This is a genomic window from Allofournierella massiliensis (assembly GCF_964241245.1).
Classification (GTDB): Bacteria; Bacillota; Clostridia; order Oscillospirales; family Ruminococcaceae; genus Allofournierella; species Allofournierella massiliensis.
Genome location: NZ_CAXSWZ010000001.1, coordinates 48,316 through 68,358, shown reverse-complemented (window position 1 = coordinate 68,358; position 20,043 = coordinate 48,316). Strand labels below are relative to the sequence as shown.

The window sequence follows — 20,043 nt, the reverse complement described above, 5'->3', positions numbered from 1 at the left end:
TTGCCCGTTTTCCTATAAATTTTGCATAGTTTTAATCTCCAATCAAGAAAAACAATTGGATATTTTTTATGCAACCTGCCACAAGCAGATTTTTCTCTGCCCATTGCCCACTGCCCCTGCTTTGCCGTATACTGAAAGAAGAAAACGCAAAGCAAAGGGGCGAAACCACCATGACCATTCAGGACATTATGCAGCTTCTTCCCGCGGAGCTGCTCACACCGGATGCCCGGCTGGACACGCAGGTTCACAACGCCTGCGGCAGCGACATGATGAGCGATGTGCTGGCCTTCGTGAAAGATCAGGCCGTGCTGCTCACCGGGCTGAACAATCCCCAGGTGGTGCGCACCGCCGACATGATGGACATGGTATGCATCGTGTTCGTGCGGGGCAAGCACCCCTCGCCGGAGGTTCTGGAGCTGGCCAAACAGCGTGGCATTGCGGTGCTGGCCACCCGACGCACCATGTTTTCCGCCTGCGGTATTTTGTACCAGGCGGGCCTGCGGGGAGGTGGCGGCCATGACTGAACCCATCCGGCTGGAATACACCGTGCCCGGCGACGATTTCACCCGCGCGGGGGAGGCCTCGGCAGATCTGAAGCACACCTTAAAACGAATGGGTTTCCCACCCGAAGCCATCCGCAAGGCATCCATCGCCCTGTATGAGGGCGAGATCAATCTGGTCATCCACGCGGGCGGCGGGCAGATTTTTGTGGAGCTGACCCCCGAAGCCATCCGCATGCGGCTGGAGGATGAGGGGCCCGGCATCCCGGACATTGGCCTTGCCATGCAGGAGGGTTACAGCACCGCCTCGGAGCAGGTGCGCAGCCTGGGCTTCGGGGCGGGCATGGGGCTGCCCAACATGAAGCGGTACAGCGACGAGTTTTTCATCGAATCCCAGCCCGGGCAGGGCACCACCATCCAGATGAATGTGCTTCTGTGAGGAAAGGTGGCCGGTATGAAACAGGAATTCATCCATTCCGTGACCCTGAACCGGGCGCTGTGCAAGGGGTGCATCAACTGCATCAAGCGCTGCCCCACCCAGGCCATCCGGGTGCGGGGCGGCAAGGCCATCATCGACCCGGCCCGCTGCATCGACTGCGCCGAGTGCATCCGCATCTGCCCTCATCACGCCAAAACGGCCGCCGCAGACCCCCTCTCGGTAACGGAGCGGTTCGACTACACCATCGCCTTACCGCCGCCCAGCTTTCTGGGCCAGTTCAATCGGCTGCCCGGGCCGGATCTGGTGGTGGACGGGCTGCTCGCTCTGGGCTTTGACGAGGTGTTTGAGGTGGGGCGGGCCGCCGAGCTGGTGAGCGACGCCACCCGCCGCCTGATCACCGCCGGGGGCCAGCCGCTGCCTCTAATCAGCAGTGCCTGCCCGGCCGTGGTGCGGCTGATCCGGGTACGGTACCCGGATCTGTTGCCTCACCTGCTGCCGCTGGCCCCGCCGGTGGAGGTGGCCGCCCGCATTGCCAAGCGGGACGCTGCCCGCCGCACCGGCCTTGCGCCGGAGAAAATCGGCTGCATCTTTCTCTCCCCCTGCCCGGCCAAGATCAGCTATGTGCGCAGCCCCTTGGGGGTGGAGCACAGCGCGCTGGATGCGGCGGTGAGCATCAAGGAAATTTACCCACGCATGCTGTGGGCCATGAAGCAGACCCCCAGCGAGGGCAAAAGCCAGATCGGCCGTGCGGGCGTGCGCTGGGGCGAAAGCACTGGCGAGAGCATCAGTCTGCGCGCAGTGGACGATTATCTGGCTGCAGACGGCATCGAAAACGTGATCCGGGTGCTGGAGGATCTGGAGGACGAAAAGCTGCCCGGTCTGCACTTTGTGGAGCTGAACGCCTGCGCGGGCGGCTGCGTGGGCGGCGTGCTGCAGGTGGAGAATCCCTTCATCGCCAAGGCAAAAATGAAACAGCTGCGCCGGGGCCTGCCGGAGGCCCGCTCTCGCCTGAGCAGCCGTCAGGTGCCGGATTTCATGCGCTGGGACGCTCCGCCGGTCTATGCTCCGGTGATGGAGCTGGAGGGCACCCGGGCAGAGCAGATGGAAAAATACAGCCGCCTGCGGGAGATTCTGGCCCGGCTGCCGGGGCTGGACTGCGGCGGCTGCGGCGCCCCCAGCTGCGAGGCGCTGGCCGAGGACGTGGTGCGCGGCCGGGCAAAGCCGGAGGACTGCACCGTTCTGATGCGCCGCCGTCTGGAAGAGCTTTTACAGGAAAGGAGCCGAAACGATGACCAATCTTGAACTGGAAGGCCTGGGCTTTGTGCCCGCCGGGCCGGTGCCCGAGCATAAGGTGACCGGCGGCTTCTGCTGTGACCTGCTCAGCTGGGCCATGAGCCGCTGCACCGAGGGCAAGGTCTGGTTCACCGTAATGGGCAACATCAACACAGTGGCGGTGGCAAGTCTTGCCGATGCGGCAGCCGTAGTGCTGTGCCAGGAGGTCGCCTGGATGCCGGACGCGCTGGAGCGGGCCGCCCAGCAGGGGGTGGCCCTGTTCACCACCGACCTGCCCGCCTACGAGGCCGCTCTGGTGCTGGCCCGCAGGCTGGGCCAGCTATAAGCAGTTACAAAAAAGAAGGGAGGGATCCGGGCATGCAGTACGACCTGCACATCCACTCCTGCCTTTCCCCCTGCGCGGACCGGGAGATGACCCCTGCCACCATTGCGGGGCTGTGCGCTCTGAACGGGGCCGATGTAATCGCCATCGCGGACCACAACAGCGCCCGGAACCTGCCCTCCGCCGAAAAATGCTGCAAGGCTTACGGGGTGAAGCTGCTGCCCGCGCTGGAGGCCAACACCGCTGAGGAGATTCATCTGCTGTGCTATTTTCCTACAGTGGCGGCGGCGCTGACCATGGGCGACGCCCTTTATGAAAGCCTGCCGGAATTCGATTGGGACCCGGACATCTGGGGCCCGCAATGGGTGATGAACGAGGACGACGAAATCATCACCCAGCCCAAAAAGCTGCTCACCGCAGCCGCCGGGCTGACGCTGGAAGAGACCGCCCGCCTCTGCCGGGAGTTGGGCGGCATTCCGGTGCCCGCCCACATCGACCGGGACAGCTATTCCCTTCTCAGCGTGCTGGGCCTCTGGCCCGAGGAGCCGGAATTTTTGCTGGCGGAGCTGGCCGACCCGAACCGGGCCGCAGCACTGACTGCCGCCGGGCTTGTCCCCCCGTCGCTGCACTTTCTCACCGGCAGCGACGCCCACTGCCTGGAAGCTCTGCGCACAGAATTTCCCCTGCTGGACGAATGCTGCCCGCTGCGCTCGCTTTTGAAATAAGAATAAACAAAAAACGATCCCCTCCGGAGCCGGCTTTTCTGCCGGATTCCCGAGGGGATCGCTTTTCATTTCAGGTTAACACAGTTTGGTTACAGCCGCTCGGCCACCTTCCAGGCCTGCCAGATCACGGTGCGCAGATTGCCCACCTTGCAGGCGTCGCCGATCACATGCACATGGCGGCCCTTGGCGAAAGCCGGAGCCGGAGTGTAACCCACAGCCAGAATCACATCGTCCGCCGCAAGGGTCTGGCTTGCGCCGTTCTTGCTCTTCACGGTCACGCCGGTGGCGTCGATCTTCTCCACGCTGCTTTCCAGATGAACCTCTACCCGGTTGGCTTCGAAGAAGTCCCGCAGATAGGAGGAGTTGGCCAGGCACAGGCCACGCACCGCCATCAGGTCGTTCTTGGCTTCCACAATGACGGGTGTCTTGCCCTTTCGGTACAGATCATAGGCGATCTCGCAGCCGCTCAGACCGCCGCCGATGATCACCACGCGCTGGCCCACCGGCTTGCCTTCCAGATAGTCCACCGCGTCCATGGCCCGATCTGCGCCGGGAATGGGCAGCTTGCGGGCAGCCGCGCCGGTGGCCACGATCACTTCGTCCGCCTTGAGCTGGGAAAGATCGGTCACATTGGTGTTAAACTTCACCGGAATCTTCAGTTGCTCGATCTGGCGGCGATACCACTGGATCAGCTCCTTGTCCTTCTCCTTAAAGTCCGGCGCGGCAGCGGCGATGAACACACCGCCCAGCCGGTCGGTCTTTTCGTAGATGGTCACCTTGTGGCCCCGCAGGGTGGCGATCCGGGCGGCCTCCATGCCGCCGATGCCGCCGCCGATCACCGCAATGGTCTTGGGCTTCTTGGCGGGCAGGATATCGTATTTATGTCCCTGCATGGTGGTGGGGTTCAGCGCACAGCGAGCCATGTGCAGCACGTCGTTAAAGTCCTCGTCGTTGGCCACGCCCTTGTAATGGGCCAGGGCGAAGCAACCGTTGTGGCAGCAGATGCAGGGCTGGATGTCCTCTTCCCTGCCCTCCTTCAGCTTGGTCACCCAGGCACCGTCCACCAGAAACTGCCGGGCCACGCCCATACCATCGATCTGGCCTGCGGCGATGGCCTGTGCGCCCGCTTCCGGAGTCATACGGCCGGCGCAGACCACCGGGATGCCCACAAACTTGCGGATGTGAGCCACATCCTCCAGATTGCAGTTCTGGGGCATGTACTGGGGCGGATGGGCCCAGTACCAGGCATCGTAGGTGCCGTTGTCCGCGTTGAGCATATCGTAACCCGCGTCCTGTAAATACCGGGCCGCCCGCTCGCTTTCGGCCATGTCGCGGCCCACCTCGGTGTACTCCTCGCCGGGCACCGCACCCTTGCACAGGCCCTTGGTCTTACTGAGCACCGAATACCGCAGAGAAACCGGGTAATCCTTGCCGCAGGCCTTTTTGATGGCATGCACCGTTTCCACCGCGAACCGATAGCGGTTTTCAAAGCTGCCGCCGTATTCGTCGGTGCGCTGGTTGGTGTAGGGCAGGGTGAACTGGTCCATCAGGTAGCCCTCATGCACCGCATGCACCTCCACACCGTCCACACCCGCCGCCTTGCACAGCCTGGCGGTTTTGGCGAAGGCCTCCACCAGCTGGTGGATTTCCTCTTTTGTGATGGGCCGGCACATCACATCCTCGGCCCAGCGGGAGGGGAGCTCACTGGGAGAAGCACACAGGAACGAGGCGTCCACGATGGGCTTGGCCAGGGTGCCCAGCGCCTTGTTGCGCAGCAGAATGCTCAACTGGTCGGTGATGGCAAAGCTGCGGCCGAAACCGGCGGTAAGCTGCACAAACAGCTTGGCGCCGGTGGCATGGATCTGCTCCATGTAGGCTTTCAGCTCTTTAAACATGCCTGGGTTTTGATACAGCCACCGGCCGCCGATGGGGTCCCGCAACGGGGCGATGCCGGGGATGATCAGGCCCACATTGTTGTGGGCGATGTTCAGAAAGAACTCTGCCGCCACCTTATCAAAGTGGTTGGGTTCCATCCAGCCAAACAGCGAAGTGCCGCCCATGGGGCACATCACGATGCGGTTTTTCATCTCCACATTGCCGATTTTCCAGGGGGTGAACAGGGGTTCATAACGCTGATCCATGGGATGATTCCTCCTCTTTTGTTGCTCAGTAGGCCACCGGCACGTCGATTTCCATATCGCTCAGCGGGTAGGTCACGCAGGGGTGGATGAAGCCGAATTTCCGGTCCGCTTCCCGGCGGCCATCCCGGCCTTCGGCCACATGGTATTCACCGGCCAGCCACTTGCTGTGGCAGAAGCCGCAGCCGCCCGCCCGGCACTTGTTGGGGGCGTTCAGGCCCGCCCGCTCCATGGCGGTGAGCAGGGTTTCGTTCTGCATGGCGGGGATGGTGTACACCTCGTCCCGCATGTGCACGGTGAGGGTAAACTTTGCGGGGCTCTCCACCGGCAAATCGCCGCAGCAGCCTGCATCCCGGTGAACCGCCTTGCGGGGCAGGCCGTAGGGGGCCAGCTCCTTTTCCACAAAGTCGTACATGGCCCGCGGGCCGCACAAAAAGAAGGTGCTGGAAGCAACGTCCGCATACTGCTCCATCAGCTTGGCGGTCACAAAGCCCTTTTCGCAGCCGGGGCATTCCTCATCGCTGAGCACATAAACCACCTTCAGGCCCTTGCAGCGGGCGGTCAGCTGGTCCAGCTCGGCCCGGTAGGCCAGCTGGTTTGCGGTGCGTGCGCCGTAGAACAGAGTCATCTGGTAGTCCTCGTCCCCGTCGGCCAGGCTGGACGCCATGGACATGAAGGGGGTGATGCCGCTGCCACCCGCAATGCACACGATGCTGTGGCTGTCCCGCAGGGTTTCGTAGTGGAATTCACCAGAGGGCTCAGTCATCACGAACCGGTCGCCCACCTGGGCCTTCTGGGTCAGATAGCCGGACACAAAGCCCGCGTTTTCCACCGCCAGCACCAGCTCGCCTGCCAGCGCCTGCCGGGGGCTGGACACGATGGAATAGGGGCGGCTGACCAGGCTGTCGCCAATCTTCACCTGAATGGAGGCGTACTGACCTGCCCGGAAGAAGGGGAAAGCCTCGCCGTCCACCCGGCGGAAGGTCAGCTCCCGGATGGTATCGGTCAGCGGGCGGGCAGCAGTCAATTCCACCCGCATGTAGCCGGGATGCAGCTTTTTTGCCAGGGTGTTGGTGCGGTATTCCTGAGGCAGCGGCGTGTTGGGGCCTTCCGCCAGCATTTTGCGGCGGTTTGGCACCAGCTTTTTAAACCGCAGCATATCCATAAAACCAAAAGGCTGTTTCTTGAAATTCATTACGCCTTCGCCTCCTTCTTCAAATCGCCCACCGTCTGTCGGCCAGACAGATCGCCCGACACATACGCGCTGGAGTAGCCGCTGGAGCGCATGGCGTAACCGCCCGCAAAGCGCAGGCCGGGGCTCATCAGCGCGTCCTCCTTCATCATCATCATGCGGGGCATCAGGCTGTCCCACTCGGCGGTTTCATAGCCGTAGATCACGCCTTCCGGATGGCCGCAGTAACGGGCGTAGGTGGTGGGCGACGCCACGCAGATTTCCTCGATGGCATCCCGGATCTTGCAGCCGGTCTCCCGCTCAAACACCCGGATCATATCGTCGGCTACCCGGTCCTTGGCCTTGAAGTAATCCTCCTCGGTCACGTTGCCCCAGTCATCGGACATGAACATGGTGGTGAAGTACATCATGCAGGTGCCCTCGGGGGAGCATTCCGGATAGGCGTTGTTCAGGCACACGGTGGCCTGTACGTGGTTGGTGCTCACCTTGCGCATCATGTCGTACTGCTTCACGGTGTCGGCAGTATCATAAATGAAGTAGTTGTGGCTGGTGATACCCAGCTCCTCGGCCGAACGGTTCAGACCCAGGAACAGGGTGAAGCCGCGGCCCGCGAAGGTGCGGCTGTTGGTGGCGCGCACCATCTGCTCGGTGACCGCCTTCTTTTCCAGCATCTTGCCGAACACCAGGTGCGGCGAGCAGTTGGCGATCACATGGCGGGTTTCGATCACCTTGCCATCGGTCAGCTTCACGCCGCGGATGTGCCCCTCGTCGTCCGCCAGAATGGTCTCGGCTTCGGACTGGTACCAGATATCGCCGCCCAGCTCCCGGATGCGGGTATCCATTGCCAGACTGATCTCGTGGGAGCGCATTTTAGGCATCCAGGCGTCGCGGGTGATGTAGCGGATGACCATGGAGCCATAGTGCAGAAAGCTCATGCGGTCGCAGTCCACACCCAGGTAGCACCAGTAGGCGTTCAGGATGTCCTTGGCCTTTTCGGGCATTTTCAGCGCGTCCAGCACCTGGTTCACCGAGTAGCTGCCCGCTTTGATAAAATTGGGGAAGTTCTTCTTCATGTACTCGGAGTCGGTATTGCCGTTCACCGAGTTGGAGTAGGTCTGGGCGTCCCGCACCTCGTTGCACAGCTCAAAGAACTCGGTCATGGACTTGCGGCTGCCCGGGCAGTACTCCTCCATCTTGTCGATGAAGGCCTGGATGCCAAAGGGCATCACGCAGTCGTATTTTTTGTCGGTGGTGATCAGATGGTAAGCTTCCGGGATACGCACCCAGTCGATCTTGTCTTCCACCCCCAGGCTGCGGAAAAGGGTGCGGATATCGCCGGGTTCCTCGGCGGAGCCGAAGTCGTTCAGCTCGTGTAGGCTGGCCTCGAATTCGAAGCGGCCCCGCTTGAAGCTGGTGGCAAAGCCGCCGGGCAGGTTATGCTTTTCCAGCAGCAGGCAGGAATAGCCCGCCTGAAGCACCCGAATGGCCGCCACCAGGCCGCCGTTGCCGGCGCCAATGACCACCACGTCATAGGCCTTGTTTGCATTTGTTGCCATAGTGTTCCTCCTTTGGTTTATCCCAGCAGGTTTCGCGAGCGATACAGCCAGTGCTGCAGCTCTTCCTCGCTTTTCACCTGCTTATAATAGCTTAATACAATGCGGTAATACTCGGTGAGTTCCCGGTCAATCTCCTCTTCCGAAAACTCCAGATAACCGGTGGCCATCATCACCGCCATGGAGTAGCAGTAATAGACCATACGGCGGTGAAGATCGGCAGCCTTTTCCCGGTTCAGCTCCAGACTTGTTTCCAACTGATGAATGGTCTCCGGCGCGTTTGGATCCTCGAACCGCGTCTCCCCTGCCGGGCGCTGGCGCAGATAGACCAGCCGAAACAGATTTTTCTGGCTGCGGGCGAAGTTCAAAAAGGAAACCGCCACCTGCTTGTAACTGCTGGCCTGCGCCCGCAGATAATGCTCCCGCACATAGTCGATGAGGGCCGTGTGCAGTGCATCCATGCTTTCGAACGCGGAGTAGATGGGCTGGGTGGAGCATCCCATGGCCCGGGCCAGACTGCGCACCGAAAGCGCCTGCGGCCCCTGCCCGGCCACCAGAGCGGCGGCAGCCTCCAGAATATCCTGTTGAAAAATTCGCTTTTGCGGCGGCAAACCCACATCACCTCTTCTTGCACCGCGTAAAATAACAGGTGTTATTTTATACCTATCCTACTACAGCTGCCCATCAAAAACAACCCACTTTGCGGATTTATTAACATGCAATTGATGTCTTTGTTTGCTTGCACAAAAAACACTTTTCTCTTTTATGCGCTCACCACAAATGATTTGTGTCTCTTTTCCGGCCACCTTCTCCAGTTCTAGCGGCAAAAAATCCGAAAAAGAGTTGAAGCCTTTACGATCCCAACCATTGGAACACCGCTTTCCGTTATCCTTTTTGGTAACCACTGCCCCCTATTTTGGGGGCTTCGATCGTTTTTCATCCCACGGAGGACAGTCTGCCAACAGCTTTCTCCCCTATTTTTAAAATGTAAACACGAAAGAAAAACCCCGGAAATCCGAGGATTTCCAGGGTTTTTGAAGGTTTCTGATAACGATTAGCGCTTGCTGAACTGGGGAGCGCGACGGGCAGCCTTCAGACCATATTTCAATCGTCTGAGCGATGATTTTCCTTGATATTCCGGGCTTTTTTGAGCCTCGGCCCCTCGGTTGTCCTATTCCTTAACCAAAAAACAGGCCACTTTTACGAGGGGACAGCTTGATGAAATGCAGAATTTACTACATCGAATAGCTGTTCTGGTTTATTATACTTTACTCTTGCATAGATGTCCATAGTTGTCTTGCTGTTCTCATGTCCGGCAAGGTACTGGACCGTCTTGGGGTCAACACCTGCATACAGAAGATTGGTGATGTAGGTATGCCGCAGCAGGTGCGGTGTCACATCGAAGTCCAGGCTATACACAATGTTGGGATTGTTTTTCTGATGTCCTCCCAGACTCGGCTGAACAGTGTACTTGATGCTCTGTCCGTTCACATACTTATAATAGGTACGCTCCTTGGTAGACCGAACAACGATGTACTGCCAGACACGTTTGAACTGCGAATATGACAAGGGCTGTCCCTCACTATCGGCAATCACATATTCCGATTTGGAGGCAGCCTTGGCTTCCCGCAGACAATTCACAAGGCATTTGGGAATGGGAATATCCCTTCTTGCTGCTTTCGTCTTAAGCGTTGTAGAGATAACCGGTCTGTTATGCTCTGATCGCCATGCGCGCCGCACAGAGATATATGGAGTGGGTGCATCGAGGAACACACAATCCCATTGCAAGGCGAGAGCTTCTTCTCGGCGCAGACCGGCATATAAGCCGATCATGGTAAACAGATACGGCGGAAGTCCTTTGACGGTTTCCAGCAGCACTTCCACCTGCTGGTCTGTCAGCGAATCTTTCTTTTGGGTCGGTTTCCCTCCTTTTGCCGAAATCCCCTCACACGGATTGTATTCCAGCAACTGGCTCCGCTCTGCCGAGTAAAAAATGCACTTGAGGAGCATATTCACCGTATTGTGCAGGCTCTCGGACTTATTGGACAATGGGATCAGCGCCAGACGAATATCATCCGCTGTTACTTCCTCCATATACATATCTCCCAAAGGCTTGATAATGTAGTTCTTCATATTGGAGGCGTAGCCCTTCAGTGTAGCCGGCGACACTTTTGCGGATTGCATCAACAGCCACTTCTCACAATACTCGGCCACAGTAGGATGCTCCCGGTGGAAGATGATCTCCGCTACCTGGCGTCTCGCCTCCTGCTCTTTATCGTACAGTTCCTCGCAGGTAGTCCCATACAAGCTCACCTGCTTGCCGTCTGCGTCCAGAATCCGGGTTCTGTAATACAGGACACCCTTTCGTGTGACGGTTCCATATTGAGGTATGTTTTTTTTCTTCTTTGCCATAATTAATTTCCTTTCTCGCGTGGTGATGTATCTACACCTCCTTTTTATCAGAGATTTCAAATTGAATCAAAGATACGGCCAAGGAAAAACTAAGAGCGAGACATCCTTGTCTCGCTCTTACTTCATTTTCTGAATTGTTCGGAACTTACACAGCGTCCCATAAGTCAAAGGCACAGCCCATTGCTTTGACAAGATCATCCGGCCTGTTGTATTTGACCTTTGCGTAAATGTCCATCGTGATTTTGCTGCTTTCATGGCCCGCCAAATATTGTACCGTTTTGGGGTCCACCGAAGAATGAATCAGATTGGTGATGTAGGTGTGCCGCAGCTGATGCGGTGTCACTTCAAAATCCAGGCTATATACCACATGGCCGTTATTCCTGGCTTTTTCTCCAAGTTTCGGGTAAAGCATATATTTTACATACTTTCCGTCCACAAGTTTTCTGGCCATTCTCGGCTTTGCAGTCCGCGTCACAATATACTGCCACAGCCGCTTAAACTGTGTATAGGATAGCGGATCACCGTCCCGATTGGCAATCACATAATCCGAAGTGGATTTTTTCTTTGCATCTTTCAGACATTCAACCAGACAGACCGGGAGAGGAATGTTTCTTTGTGCCGCTTTGGTCTTTAGCTCGGTAAGAATGACCGGCCTGTTATGTTCTGTGTGCCATGCCCGCCGTACCGTTAAGTACGGAGCCTCTGCATCCAGATACACAGAATCCCATTGCAGCGCCAGGATTTCTTCCCGGCGCAGACCGGCATATAAACCGATCATCACAAATACATAGGGCGGCAAATCCCGGATCGTGTCCAAAAGCCGCTCAACCTGTTCATCCGTCAATGCCTGTCTTTCTTCCTGGGGAACTCCTCCCTTTGCATCCAGGTATATGGTCGGGTCCTCGTCAATCACATGGCTCTCCTTGGCCGCCCGGAAAATGGACTTGCAGAGAATCACCACAGACTTATAAACCGAAGCCGACTTCTTGGAAACAGGTACGAGGGCAAGTTGGATGTCATCCAGGGATACATCAGCCATTCTCTTGTCTCCCAGCCCTCCAATAATGTGCCGCCGCACCTTAGAGGTATAATCTGTCAAGGTGGTGGCCCGAACATGGACGGACTGCATCAGCAGCCACTTCTCACAGTACTCAGCAACCGTAGGCGATCTTCGACGAAACGTAGTACTGTCAATCTGCTCTAACGCCTCCAGTTCCTTGTCATAAAGCTTTTCGGGCGTCTTTGCATAAAGCGCCACTCTGTTTCCATCCGAATCTTCGACTCTGGTTCTATAATATTCAATGCCGTTAAGCACGACCGTACCATATTGAGGAATTGCCCTTTTTCTTTTTGCCAATTCCGTCACCTCCTAAGAATAATGTCCAGCGCTGTACCTTTGTTTTATCAGACATATTAGGTTCCAGCAAGGATACGGAACAGCTCAAGCTCGGACACTTCGCAGCTTGCGGTATGTAGCGCTTTTTTCCACTGGCTTTGCACGATGGGTGCATTTTGCGATATACTCCTGAAGGCCAGCATCTGTAAAGTACACGCAACCATTTTGCACATACTGAACATAGGAAATTAGCCCACTGTTTCGAGCTGCATCCAAAGTGGCAATGCTAATCCCCAGTAATTTGGCAGCCTCTTTCCGCGAAATCAATTTTTCCATAGGTGGTCCCCCTTTCTGTCAAAGATGTGGTTGTTGCTTTCAAAATCACATGAATGCGCTGGCAACCGAAGCTGCCAGCGCATGGTATCTGACTTTGAAAAATTTACTCGCCACATTTGCCACGCACCCCTGGCGATGGGGACATTCCGGTCTCCGCTGGCGCGGCTGTCATAACTCCACAGCGTCGTTTTACTCGTGCGCCGCAGAGTTCCCCCCAAGTCTTTAGGAGGCCGTGAGGAAGTATCTTTAACCCCTATGCAGTCATCGCGCCCTGAAATGCCACTTTCGGGTATCAGGCTGACGTGGATCGCTCGGAACAGTCCTATTCATCACCTCCTGGGGCTGTCCATCTTCGCGGCGTGCCTGATTCGCTCGTACATAGGTTATGTACCGGAAATGCCGTCTATGAAATTGTCAAGCTCCACATTGGGAGAATGTTCTTCCCTCAATGGGTAGGCACTGATACGCTTCATTTGTTAAGTGTTATTCAAAAATTTTTTTATTTTTTTAAATCTTTGTGCAACAGCACTTCTGGAACAATGCCAAAGACGTGCTACATCAATTTGACGATAACCATCCACAAAAAGTAATGTCAATAGCTCCAAATCTTTCTTCGACAGCTTCTTCAATCTCAACAGTAGTTGTTCGTTTTCCACCGAAGCCAACCATCCATATCGCGTTTGATCAATCTTATCAACATCCCATTGATAAGATAACGATGCAAACTTTCGGAACAGCTGTGATTGACCACATACTTCATCATATTGTTCACAAGGTATTGGTTGCGTATGGTTTTGAAAAACCCTTTGACTGCAAAACCATGCCCAGTCATATTCTTTCATGGCAGCAATCTGTTCTTCGCTCATCCCTGCATCACAATACTCAACTTCTAAACGCTTCCATCTACTATCAAACTTCTTTTTCTCATATCCATAATTAAATCCCATTATTAACCTCCTGTAGATTCAATTTGCAAAATTCACCATGCAAACTAAAATCAGGAGGAGATCGACAACGAGAATCTCTGGGTTGTTTTCCATCCCCAGAAACAAAAATGCCAGCTGATCTTAAGGACCAACTGGCATTTTTATTCGCGCACAAAGAAAACGCATTATTAAGATTTTATAAGTACAACAAGTATACCAAGCACAATTCGATACCAACCAAACACCTTAAAATCATGTTTTTTGATAAAGTTCATTAGGAATTTAATTACTAAGACAGATACCGCAAATGCCACAGCCATACCGAGAACAAGAGCGAGCAGTTCTGCACTTGTAAATTCAAACCCGAATTTTAACAGCTTAAAAGCACTTGCTCCAAGCATAGTAGGTACTGCGAGGAAAAAAGTAAACTCTGCTGCTGCCACTCGTGAAACTCCTATGAGTAAAGCACCTATAATCGTTGCTCCCGACCGTGATGTGCCGGGTATAAGTGATAACACTTGAAATGCCCCTATCAAGATTGCTGTTTTATAGCTGATGTCAGAAAGTGCCATAGTAGTAGGAGTACGCTTTTTATTCCAATTTTCTATGAGAATGAATAACAAACCATAAAAGATTAACATGATTGAAATCACAATGGGGGTTTGGAGGTAAGCATCCAAATAATCATCAAATAGAATCCCCATAATAGCTGACGGTACACAAGCTACCGCAACCTTGAACCACAACGAGAAAGTATCCTTTTTAACAATTGACTGTGCTTTGTTCTTAAATTGAAAGGGAAACATCTTGTTCCAAAACATTACAACCACTGCGAGTATAGCTCCAAGTTGAATAACAACAAAAAACATTTCTTTAAATGCTTCGCTCATATTAAGTGTGATAAATTCGTCCACAAGAATCATATGTCCTGTGCTGCTGATAGGTAGCCACTCAGTAATACCCTCAACAATTCCAAGAAAAATAACTTTTAAAATTTCTATAAAATCAAGTACCATTATTTCAAATCCTCCTTTTTAAAATGATGAAAGGTCATAAGAAAACCAACTGCTGATACAAGAATAATAATAGATACAGACAGCAGTGTAGGATAGCCGGTACTCTGAAGTTTACCCTGCACCAAGAAATAGGTGGCTGTCCACGGATACAACGCTCCCCATTCTTGATTTGAAAGTGCGGCACTTCCCATGACAATCACGGCAGAGCCAATCATCGGGGCGACAAATCCTTTTGTTTTCATAGCAACAAACACAAAAGGAGAAACTGTTAAAAACATCAGGATACTGCCAAACAAAAACTTGGGGAGCCATACTATTGCCACTAGTAAGCTATATCCCTCCAATGTAAAGACAGCGTCATATAGCCCACAAACGATAAATATACCTGCCCATGTTACAAGGGTTAGCATAACAATCCAAAGAAGCAGGGTGCAAAATTTTCCAATTAATAGTTTTGTCCTTGAAATGGGTATGGGCAATATGGTTTTGAGGGTGCTTTCTGTGTACTCTCTGCTAAACAAGTAAGCTGCAATTGCCACATATATCATAATGTTTACCAGCAGCATGATATACAGTACACTGTCGCTGTATATGTCAGACAAGGTAAAGATAATCTCCGGCTTATCAAAATGTGTTTGCAAGGCTTCTATTAACATCAAAAGTGGGGTAGATAATACCCCTGCCACACTAATTAGCACCATTTTTGAACGCTTTAGTTTTAATAATTCACAAGAAATAAGATTAAGCAATACCGCCACCTCCAATCAGTTTAGAAAAGTAGTCCTCTAAGTTTTCCTCACTATCATTTATCCTTGTCACGAGCAGTCCATTTCGTGCAAATTCTCGATTGATTTCTCCAACACTTTGGCTAAAGTCATAAATTCTCACCGTACCGTCCTGCACTGTAAAATCCGTCATGTGGTAGTGGTTTTCTAAAATCTTTCCGGCTATCTCACTGTCAGATAAATCAAATTGAATGTATTTTCGATTCCTTTTGTGAAGCTCGGATATATTCACTTCCTCTACTAAATGCCCCTCGTGCATAACGCCGATAATATCTGCTATCTGTTCAATCTCGCTTAAAACATGGCTTGAGATAAAAATGGTAATGCCATGATTGTGACTAAGTTCAGATAAAAATGAGCGTATTTCAACTATTCCAATGGGGTCAAGTCCGTTAATCGGTTCGTCAAGTATTAAAAGCTCCGGCTCGTGCATAATGGCGGCGGCAATACCAAGCCGTTGCTTCATTCCGAGGGAATAATCGGAAAAGACTTTTCTTTTCTCCTTATGCAGCCCCACAACTTCAAGAGCTTTTTCTACTCCACTTTTAGATACTCCCCCTCGCAGTTTAGCGAGAATTTGCAAATTCTCATACCCTGTTAAATTACTGTAAAATCCCGGTGTTTCGATAATAGAGCCTACTTTGCTATAAAGGGTATGGATATTTTCCTTATAGTTTGTGCCAAACAAGCGTACCGTTCCCTCCGTTGGGAAAGCAAGCTGCAACATCATTTTCATTGCTGTGGTTTTGCCTGCTCCGTTTCTGCCGAGCAAACCATAAATTTTGCCCTTTGGCACATGAAGATTTACCTTATCGACAACGGTGGCTGTTCCGTATCGCTTCGTAAGATTTTCTGTTTCAATGATATAATCCATATTTGATTCTCCTTTCCGTGGGTTGCTGTTCTTGTTTTCGCTGACCACAATCTTATTATCCACGAGTATTGCATAGAAGCCAAGAAATCTACCGTCACAATGCCGACACAATAGATGTCAGCACGAAAAAAGCTCCGACACTTATCGTGTCAGAGCCTATTTTAAAGGGTTTATGGCATTTTACTTTGTTTGGGTTTGCTTTATCCAGACAAATATTTTAGCAACAAATAGCAGAAACATAAGGGCGGTTACATAGGGTTGTCTTGCCGCAGCGAAGAAGCAGATAAAAAGCGTACTCAGCACGAGAGAGCATTTTGTGATTATGTTGCTCCATGATTCCTTTTCAAAACAAACACACATCAGTTTCGCTATCCCAAGTGCAATCAAAACAATAAAAACAATCCAATAGATTGCAAGATATATTGGGGTAGTGTCTGTAAATGAAAGTAGATTGACAGAATAAATATATCCGTCAACAAGGTTAACGTTACCATACAACGGCAAAAGTATAAAAGTAACCGCCATCATATCTAATATTCCATAAATGAAACTGTAAATTTTTTTCAAGTTGGAACGATTTTCAGTTTCGGCAAGTGTAATCAGTTCTTCGCCCGATAGCAGTTCATCTATGGTCACAGAAAAGAATTTAGAAATACACTTGAGCGACTCAATGTTAGGGTAACCCTTGCCGCTTTCCCATTTTGAAATGGCTGTTCTTGATACATATAATTGCTCCGCAAGTTGTTCCTGCGTTAAGTTCTTTCCAGTCCTAAGCTGTTGTAGCTTTTCATTAAATTCCATGATTCTCCTCCTGTTTGTTCCTTGTTTTCATACGTCCATCAACGGGTTTTTCTGCATCTTTTGGTATCATCCATGCACGACCAAATTTTTCAGTTCCGTCAATGCGATCTCACATAATTTTTGTATCCGTCTTTCCGATATGCCCCATTTTTCAGAAGCGGCTTTCACAGAAATGTAATTCATAATATCAACTTCCTTTCGCAAAGAGTATATAATTATTATATACGGAATGACGAATAATAGCAAGTTTCTCTCCACTAATACGAAATTATACACTACTAAACATAAAATCATACTTCGTTCAAATATCATCACCCGAAATGTACAATGATATAGGATGATATTAAAATGTACCAAGATGAAAGAAAACTTGATTTTAAGCCGTTAGGTATAGCGATAAAAAAAGCTCGGGAAGCAAAAGGGTGGACACAGGAATATCTTGCCCAACTGGTAGACCTTACGCCACGCTCTATTATGTATATAGAGAACAGGGGGCAGCACCCAAGGCTTAACAAATTTTATCTCATTACTACCTTGCTTGACATCTCTGTAGACCAGTTCTTTTTTCCATGCAATGAAGATGGCGACAACAATCGCCGCAAACAAGTTGATGTACTGTTGAATGATATGGAAGAAAAGGAGCTTATCGTGATGGAAGCTACGGCTCAAGGCTTGAAAAAGGCAAGAGAAACTGCGGAATAATTAACGCTGTTTTCGTAAGCCAAGCCAACTGAAAAAAGTGCGACACCTACACAGGCTATCGCACTTTTTAGGTTATTTTTTTATTCTCCACACAAATCATAAAGCTGTTCACATCGGTTTTGAATATCTAAGATTTCTGTTTCGGTTAAACTCCTGCGGTTATGAGTAAGTTGTTGCTCTAAAAAATCACGATAGCCATCAAGTAAGGCATCCCGTAAAAGCTCGGGGGCTTTGCAATGTTCCACACCAAACCATTGCTCATCTTTTTCATCCCAAATCATAACGGTGTATCCTCGCTTAGTGTTCACCACCTCCAAAACACTATCTTTATTTAGGTAATCGTTGAATACTTCTAAAACCTTTTCAAAGGTCATCATTTTATCAGCCCTTTCATATTTTAGGTGCTTATATGTAAGTAGTTTATATACTTATTACGACTATGATAATAAAAGTAAATCATCGTGTAAAGGATACGGATATTGTTTGCGAACAAAAGTGGCAAGCAATGCCGGTGTTAATACACTCGGCCCACAGAGGGAAAAATCCTGACGTGATTTCCCCCTCTGCTTTGCTTGTTGAGGGCAGCGCCCCCAAGCCCCTTTGAACGCAGAATTTCATTCTGCGGCTACGCGTCCGATGGACGCTTATGACCATGACCGGCTTACCGCTGGCCGTGGTCTTTTTCTTGTTCTTTTTTCTGTTCCTCATCCATTTTCAGCAGCCGATCCACATTGGCCTTTGCCGTCAAAAGTTCCCGCATTTCCTCACGGGAACGCCGGTACTCGGCGTAGGTTTTCTTCTTTTCCTCCAGCAGTTTGGCATACTCAGATTGCAGGTCTTTGACCTTGGGCAGCTTCTTCACTCCCATCTCATCAAAGGCATTTTTTGCCGCCTGATGGAGCAGAATTTCTTGCTCATGTTCCTCCCGAAATTTTCGGGTAGTGTCAAGTTTCACTACCTTTTTTTATTGTTAAACCTTGATTTTATGGGAGTTTGCAATAAAAAGAGCATTGACCTCCCTTTTTCTGGTATAATGTCAATCGCCAAACCAACCTTAAACCAAGGAGACAATGCTCATGGACATTATACTGTATTTACTTCACTTAATTCAATACCAACATAAACAAATTTGCTGGCTTATTAACTTTATCTGTAGATATATCCCTCTCAAACAATGGGCTTTCGATGATTCCCATTCTCCCAAGTATCAGAAGTTCAAGATTGACGAACTTCCTAAGATTATTTCATACAAACAGGATTGGGACTGGAAAGAGCTTATTCCTTACTATCAGGAACGCTATCACAAAATCATCAAGCCTGTGTTCAGGCACGGAGAATGCGATATTCCAGAGTCCTGTCACTGCCCCGTTTGCGACGCGCCTGCTGACTATCTCAAGTGGAACAATGGAAAGCGCAAATCTCAAGTGTTGTGCAAGGTCTGCCAGACCACTTTTTCCCCAACCGAAGATAACCGTTTTTCTAAATCCACTGTATTGAGATGCCCTCACTGTAATCACAGTCTTGATCGTAAAAAGGACCGGAAACACTTCATCGTCCACAAATGTGTTAACCCCAAGTGCCCATACTATCTACACAATCTGAAGAAAGTTGACAAAAAGCATCTTGAAGAAGATTACGGCAAAAACAAATATAAGCTTCACTACATCTACCGCGAATTCACGATAGATTTCTTTAAGTTGGATTTAAACTCCCTTCCAAAGAATGCATCTTCCCTGAAATTCACCAAGTTCGATTCCCATACCATGGCACTTTGTTTGACTCTGCATGTGAATCTCGGTCTTTCTCTCAGAAAAACCAAGCAGGCACTCCTTGATCTTTACGGTATTGACATCTCACATCAGAGCATTGCCAACTACTGCAAATCTGCCGCCATGTGTATCAAACCCTTTGTAGACCATTACGATTACGGCACAGGCTCTGTATTCACTGCTGATGAAACCTACATTAAAATCCGTGGCGTTAAAGCCTACATCTGGTTCATTATGGATGCGGCAAAACGTTCCATCATTGGCTACCAGGTCTCGGATAATCGTGGTGTCGGTCCTTGTATCCTTACAATGAGAATGGCTTTCCGGAACCTAAAAGAACTTCCAAAAAACTTTAAATTCATTGCGGATGGATACAGCGCCTATCCATTGGCTGCACAGCAGTTCTTCCATGAATTTGGAGATAAATTCAAGTTCGATATTACCCAGGTAATTGGTCTTACCAACGACGATGCGGTGTCAAAAGAGTTCCGTCCATACAAACAGATGATTGAAAGACTCAACCGTACATACAAGGCCTCTTACAGACCCACAAACGGCTTTGACAACATCGACGGTGCCAACTATGATCTGGCTCTATGGGTTGCTTACTACAACTTTCTCCGCCCACACAAGCATGTCGGCTACAAAGTACTGAACGAAGTAGAAATGCTCAAAGGCGCTGATAACATGCCTGGAAAATGGCAGCTTCTCATCTTCCTCGGCCAGCAGACCATCCTTAATCTTCAAAATCAGGCATCTGCATAATGGAGCGGAACTGTTGTCAGGTAAACCGTGGAATACCGCAGTGCCGTAGGCGCGAGGATATGCCGCGAAAGTTGCTTGACATAAGGTTCTCGGATTATCCTGTCAAACAGAAAAGGGGCAACTGCGCCCTTTTCCTGCCTTCCGGCGAGGACGGGTTCG

Annotated in this window: 21 protein-coding genes and 2 pseudogenes; 7 read left to right on the top strand and 16 right to left on the bottom strand. The window is 51.2% G+C overall.

The window, feature by feature from the left end; translation table 11 throughout:
- Positions 1 to 170: 170 nt before the first annotated feature.
- From ACESYO_RS00400 to ACESYO_RS00380, 5 genes are read left to right on the top strand one after another with little or no spacing between them, the layout of a single operon-like run.
- Positions 171 to 524, top strand: a complete 354-nt coding sequence (locus ACESYO_RS00400; RefSeq protein WP_373209120.1) for a DRTGG domain-containing protein — start codon at positions 171 to 173, stop codon at positions 522 to 524.
- A complete protein-coding gene (locus ACESYO_RS00395; protein WP_058966863.1) occupies positions 517 to 939 on the top strand; it encodes an ATP-binding protein in 423 nt (140 codons plus the stop codon). The genes ACESYO_RS00400 and ACESYO_RS00395 overlap by 8 nt, the downstream gene beginning before the upstream one ends.
- Before the next feature lie 15 nt (positions 940 to 954).
- Positions 955 to 2,241 (top strand): [Fe-Fe] hydrogenase large subunit C-terminal domain-containing protein, encoded by a 1,287-nt coding sequence (locus ACESYO_RS00390; RefSeq protein ID WP_373209118.1) that lies wholly within the window; start codon positions 955 to 957, stop codon positions 2,239 to 2,241.
- Positions 2,228 to 2,557: a hypothetical protein gene (locus ACESYO_RS00385; RefSeq protein ID WP_373209116.1), complete on the top strand. Its 330-nt coding sequence runs from the start codon at positions 2,228 to 2,230 to the stop codon at positions 2,555 to 2,557. Before ACESYO_RS00390 ends, ACESYO_RS00385 begins: the two co-directional genes overlap by 14 nt.
- Before the next feature lie 32 nt (positions 2,558 to 2,589).
- A complete protein-coding gene (locus tag ACESYO_RS00380; protein ID WP_373209114.1) occupies positions 2,590 to 3,279 on the top strand; it encodes a PHP domain-containing protein in 690 nt (229 codons plus the stop codon).
- 89 nt (positions 3,280 to 3,368) lie between these two features.
- Here ACESYO_RS00380 and ACESYO_RS00375 read toward each other — a convergent pair whose 3' ends face one another.
- The 14 genes and pseudogenes from ACESYO_RS00375 to ACESYO_RS00310 all read right to left on the bottom strand — a co-directional run bounded on the left by ACESYO_RS00375 (position 3,369) and on the right by ACESYO_RS00310 (position 16,831).
- Positions 3,369 to 5,420: an oxidoreductase gene (locus ACESYO_RS00375; protein ID WP_373209112.1), complete on the bottom strand. Its 2,052-nt coding sequence runs from the start codon at positions 5,418 to 5,420 to the stop codon at positions 3,369 to 3,371.
- A 25-nt stretch (positions 5,421 to 5,445) separates the two neighbouring features.
- Positions 5,446 to 6,612, bottom strand: a complete 1,167-nt coding sequence (locus ACESYO_RS00370; RefSeq protein WP_373209110.1) for a 2Fe-2S iron-sulfur cluster-binding protein — start codon at positions 6,610 to 6,612, stop codon at positions 5,446 to 5,448.
- Complete coding sequence (locus ACESYO_RS00365) at positions 6,612 to 8,165, bottom strand: phytoene desaturase family protein (protein WP_373209108.1); 1,554 nt, start codon at positions 8,163 to 8,165, stop codon at positions 6,612 to 6,614. The genes ACESYO_RS00370 and ACESYO_RS00365 overlap by 1 nt, the downstream gene beginning before the upstream one ends.
- 17 nt (positions 8,166 to 8,182) lie before the next feature.
- Positions 8,183 to 8,773 (bottom strand): TetR/AcrR family transcriptional regulator, encoded by a 591-nt coding sequence (locus tag ACESYO_RS00360; protein ID WP_058966876.1) that lies wholly within the window; start codon positions 8,771 to 8,773, stop codon positions 8,183 to 8,185.
- A gap of 60 nt (positions 8,774 to 8,833) precedes the next feature.
- A complete protein-coding gene (locus ACESYO_RS00355) occupies positions 8,834 to 9,067 on the bottom strand; it encodes a hypothetical protein (protein ID WP_373211154.1) in 234 nt (77 codons plus the stop codon).
- A gap of 295 nt (positions 9,068 to 9,362) precedes the next feature.
- Positions 9,363 to 10,574: a tyrosine-type recombinase/integrase gene (locus ACESYO_RS00350; RefSeq protein WP_002576318.1), complete on the bottom strand. Its 1,212-nt coding sequence runs from the start codon at positions 10,572 to 10,574 to the stop codon at positions 9,363 to 9,365.
- A 145-nt stretch (positions 10,575 to 10,719) separates the two neighbouring features.
- Positions 10,720 to 11,931 (bottom strand): tyrosine-type recombinase/integrase, encoded by a 1,212-nt coding sequence (locus tag ACESYO_RS00345; protein ID WP_002576319.1) that lies wholly within the window; start codon positions 11,929 to 11,931, stop codon positions 10,720 to 10,722.
- A gap of 84 nt (positions 11,932 to 12,015) precedes the next feature.
- Positions 12,016 to 12,246: a hypothetical protein gene (locus ACESYO_RS00340; RefSeq protein ID WP_002576320.1), complete on the bottom strand. Its 231-nt coding sequence runs from the start codon at positions 12,244 to 12,246 to the stop codon at positions 12,016 to 12,018.
- 476 nt (positions 12,247 to 12,722) lie between these two features.
- Positions 12,723 to 13,193 (bottom strand): RNA polymerase subunit sigma-73, encoded by a 471-nt coding sequence (locus ACESYO_RS00335; RefSeq protein ID WP_002576321.1) that lies wholly within the window; start codon positions 13,191 to 13,193, stop codon positions 12,723 to 12,725.
- Positions 13,194 to 13,360: 167 nt separating this feature from the next.
- Positions 13,361 to 14,188 carry a bacitracin resistance undecaprenyl-diphosphatase BcrD gene (gene bcrD / locus ACESYO_RS00330; protein ID WP_002576322.1) on the bottom strand — a complete coding sequence of 276 codons (828 nt, stop codon included), beginning with the start codon at positions 14,186 to 14,188 and terminating at the stop codon, positions 13,361 to 13,363.
- On the bottom strand, positions 14,188 to 14,937 hold the full coding sequence (locus ACESYO_RS00325) for an ABC transporter permease (RefSeq protein WP_002576323.1): 750 nt from the start codon (positions 14,935 to 14,937) through the stop codon (positions 14,188 to 14,190). Before ACESYO_RS00325 ends, bcrD begins: the two co-directional genes overlap by 1 nt.
- Positions 14,930 to 15,847 (bottom strand): bacitracin ABC transporter ATP-binding protein BcrA, encoded by a 918-nt coding sequence (gene bcrA, locus ACESYO_RS00320; protein WP_002576324.1) that lies wholly within the window; start codon positions 15,845 to 15,847, stop codon positions 14,930 to 14,932. The genes ACESYO_RS00325 and bcrA overlap by 8 nt, the downstream gene beginning before the upstream one ends.
- Positions 15,848 to 16,027: 180 nt before the next feature.
- Entirely contained in the window at positions 16,028 to 16,648 is a 621-nt protein-coding gene (bcrR, locus tag ACESYO_RS00315) for a bacitracin resistance transcriptional activator BcrR (RefSeq protein ID WP_373209103.1), read from the bottom strand.
- Positions 16,638 to 16,831, bottom strand: a pseudogene (locus ACESYO_RS00310) (DNA-binding protein). The gene bcrR and the pseudogene ACESYO_RS00310 overlap by 11 nt, the downstream one beginning before the upstream one ends.
- Positions 16,832 to 16,990: 159 nt before the next feature.
- On the opposite strand from ACESYO_RS00310, the gene ACESYO_RS00305 reads away from it, so the two are divergent.
- Positions 16,991 to 17,350 carry a helix-turn-helix domain-containing protein gene (locus tag ACESYO_RS00305; RefSeq protein ID WP_425330774.1) on the top strand — a complete coding sequence of 120 codons (360 nt, stop codon included), beginning with the start codon at positions 16,991 to 16,993 and terminating at the stop codon, positions 17,348 to 17,350.
- An 80-nt stretch (positions 17,351 to 17,430) separates the two neighbouring features.
- On the opposite strand, the gene ACESYO_RS00300 is transcribed toward ACESYO_RS00305, so the two are convergent.
- The gene (locus ACESYO_RS00300) at positions 17,431 to 17,727 is read right to left on the bottom strand and encodes a hypothetical protein (protein WP_002576327.1); all 297 of its coding nucleotides are present in this window, start codon (positions 17,725 to 17,727) and stop codon (positions 17,431 to 17,433) included.
- A 284-nt stretch (positions 17,728 to 18,011) separates the two neighbouring features.
- Positions 18,012 to 18,287, bottom strand: a pseudogene (locus ACESYO_RS00295) (relaxase/mobilization nuclease domain-containing protein); the annotation flags it as partial.
- Positions 18,288 to 18,426: 139 nt separating this feature from the next.
- Here ACESYO_RS00295 and ACESYO_RS00290 point away from each other — a divergent pair.
- Entirely contained in the window at positions 18,427 to 19,884 is a 1,458-nt protein-coding gene (locus tag ACESYO_RS00290) for a DDE-type integrase/transposase/recombinase (protein WP_129880151.1), read from the top strand.
- The last annotated feature ends 159 nt before the right edge of the window (positions 19,885 to 20,043 follow it).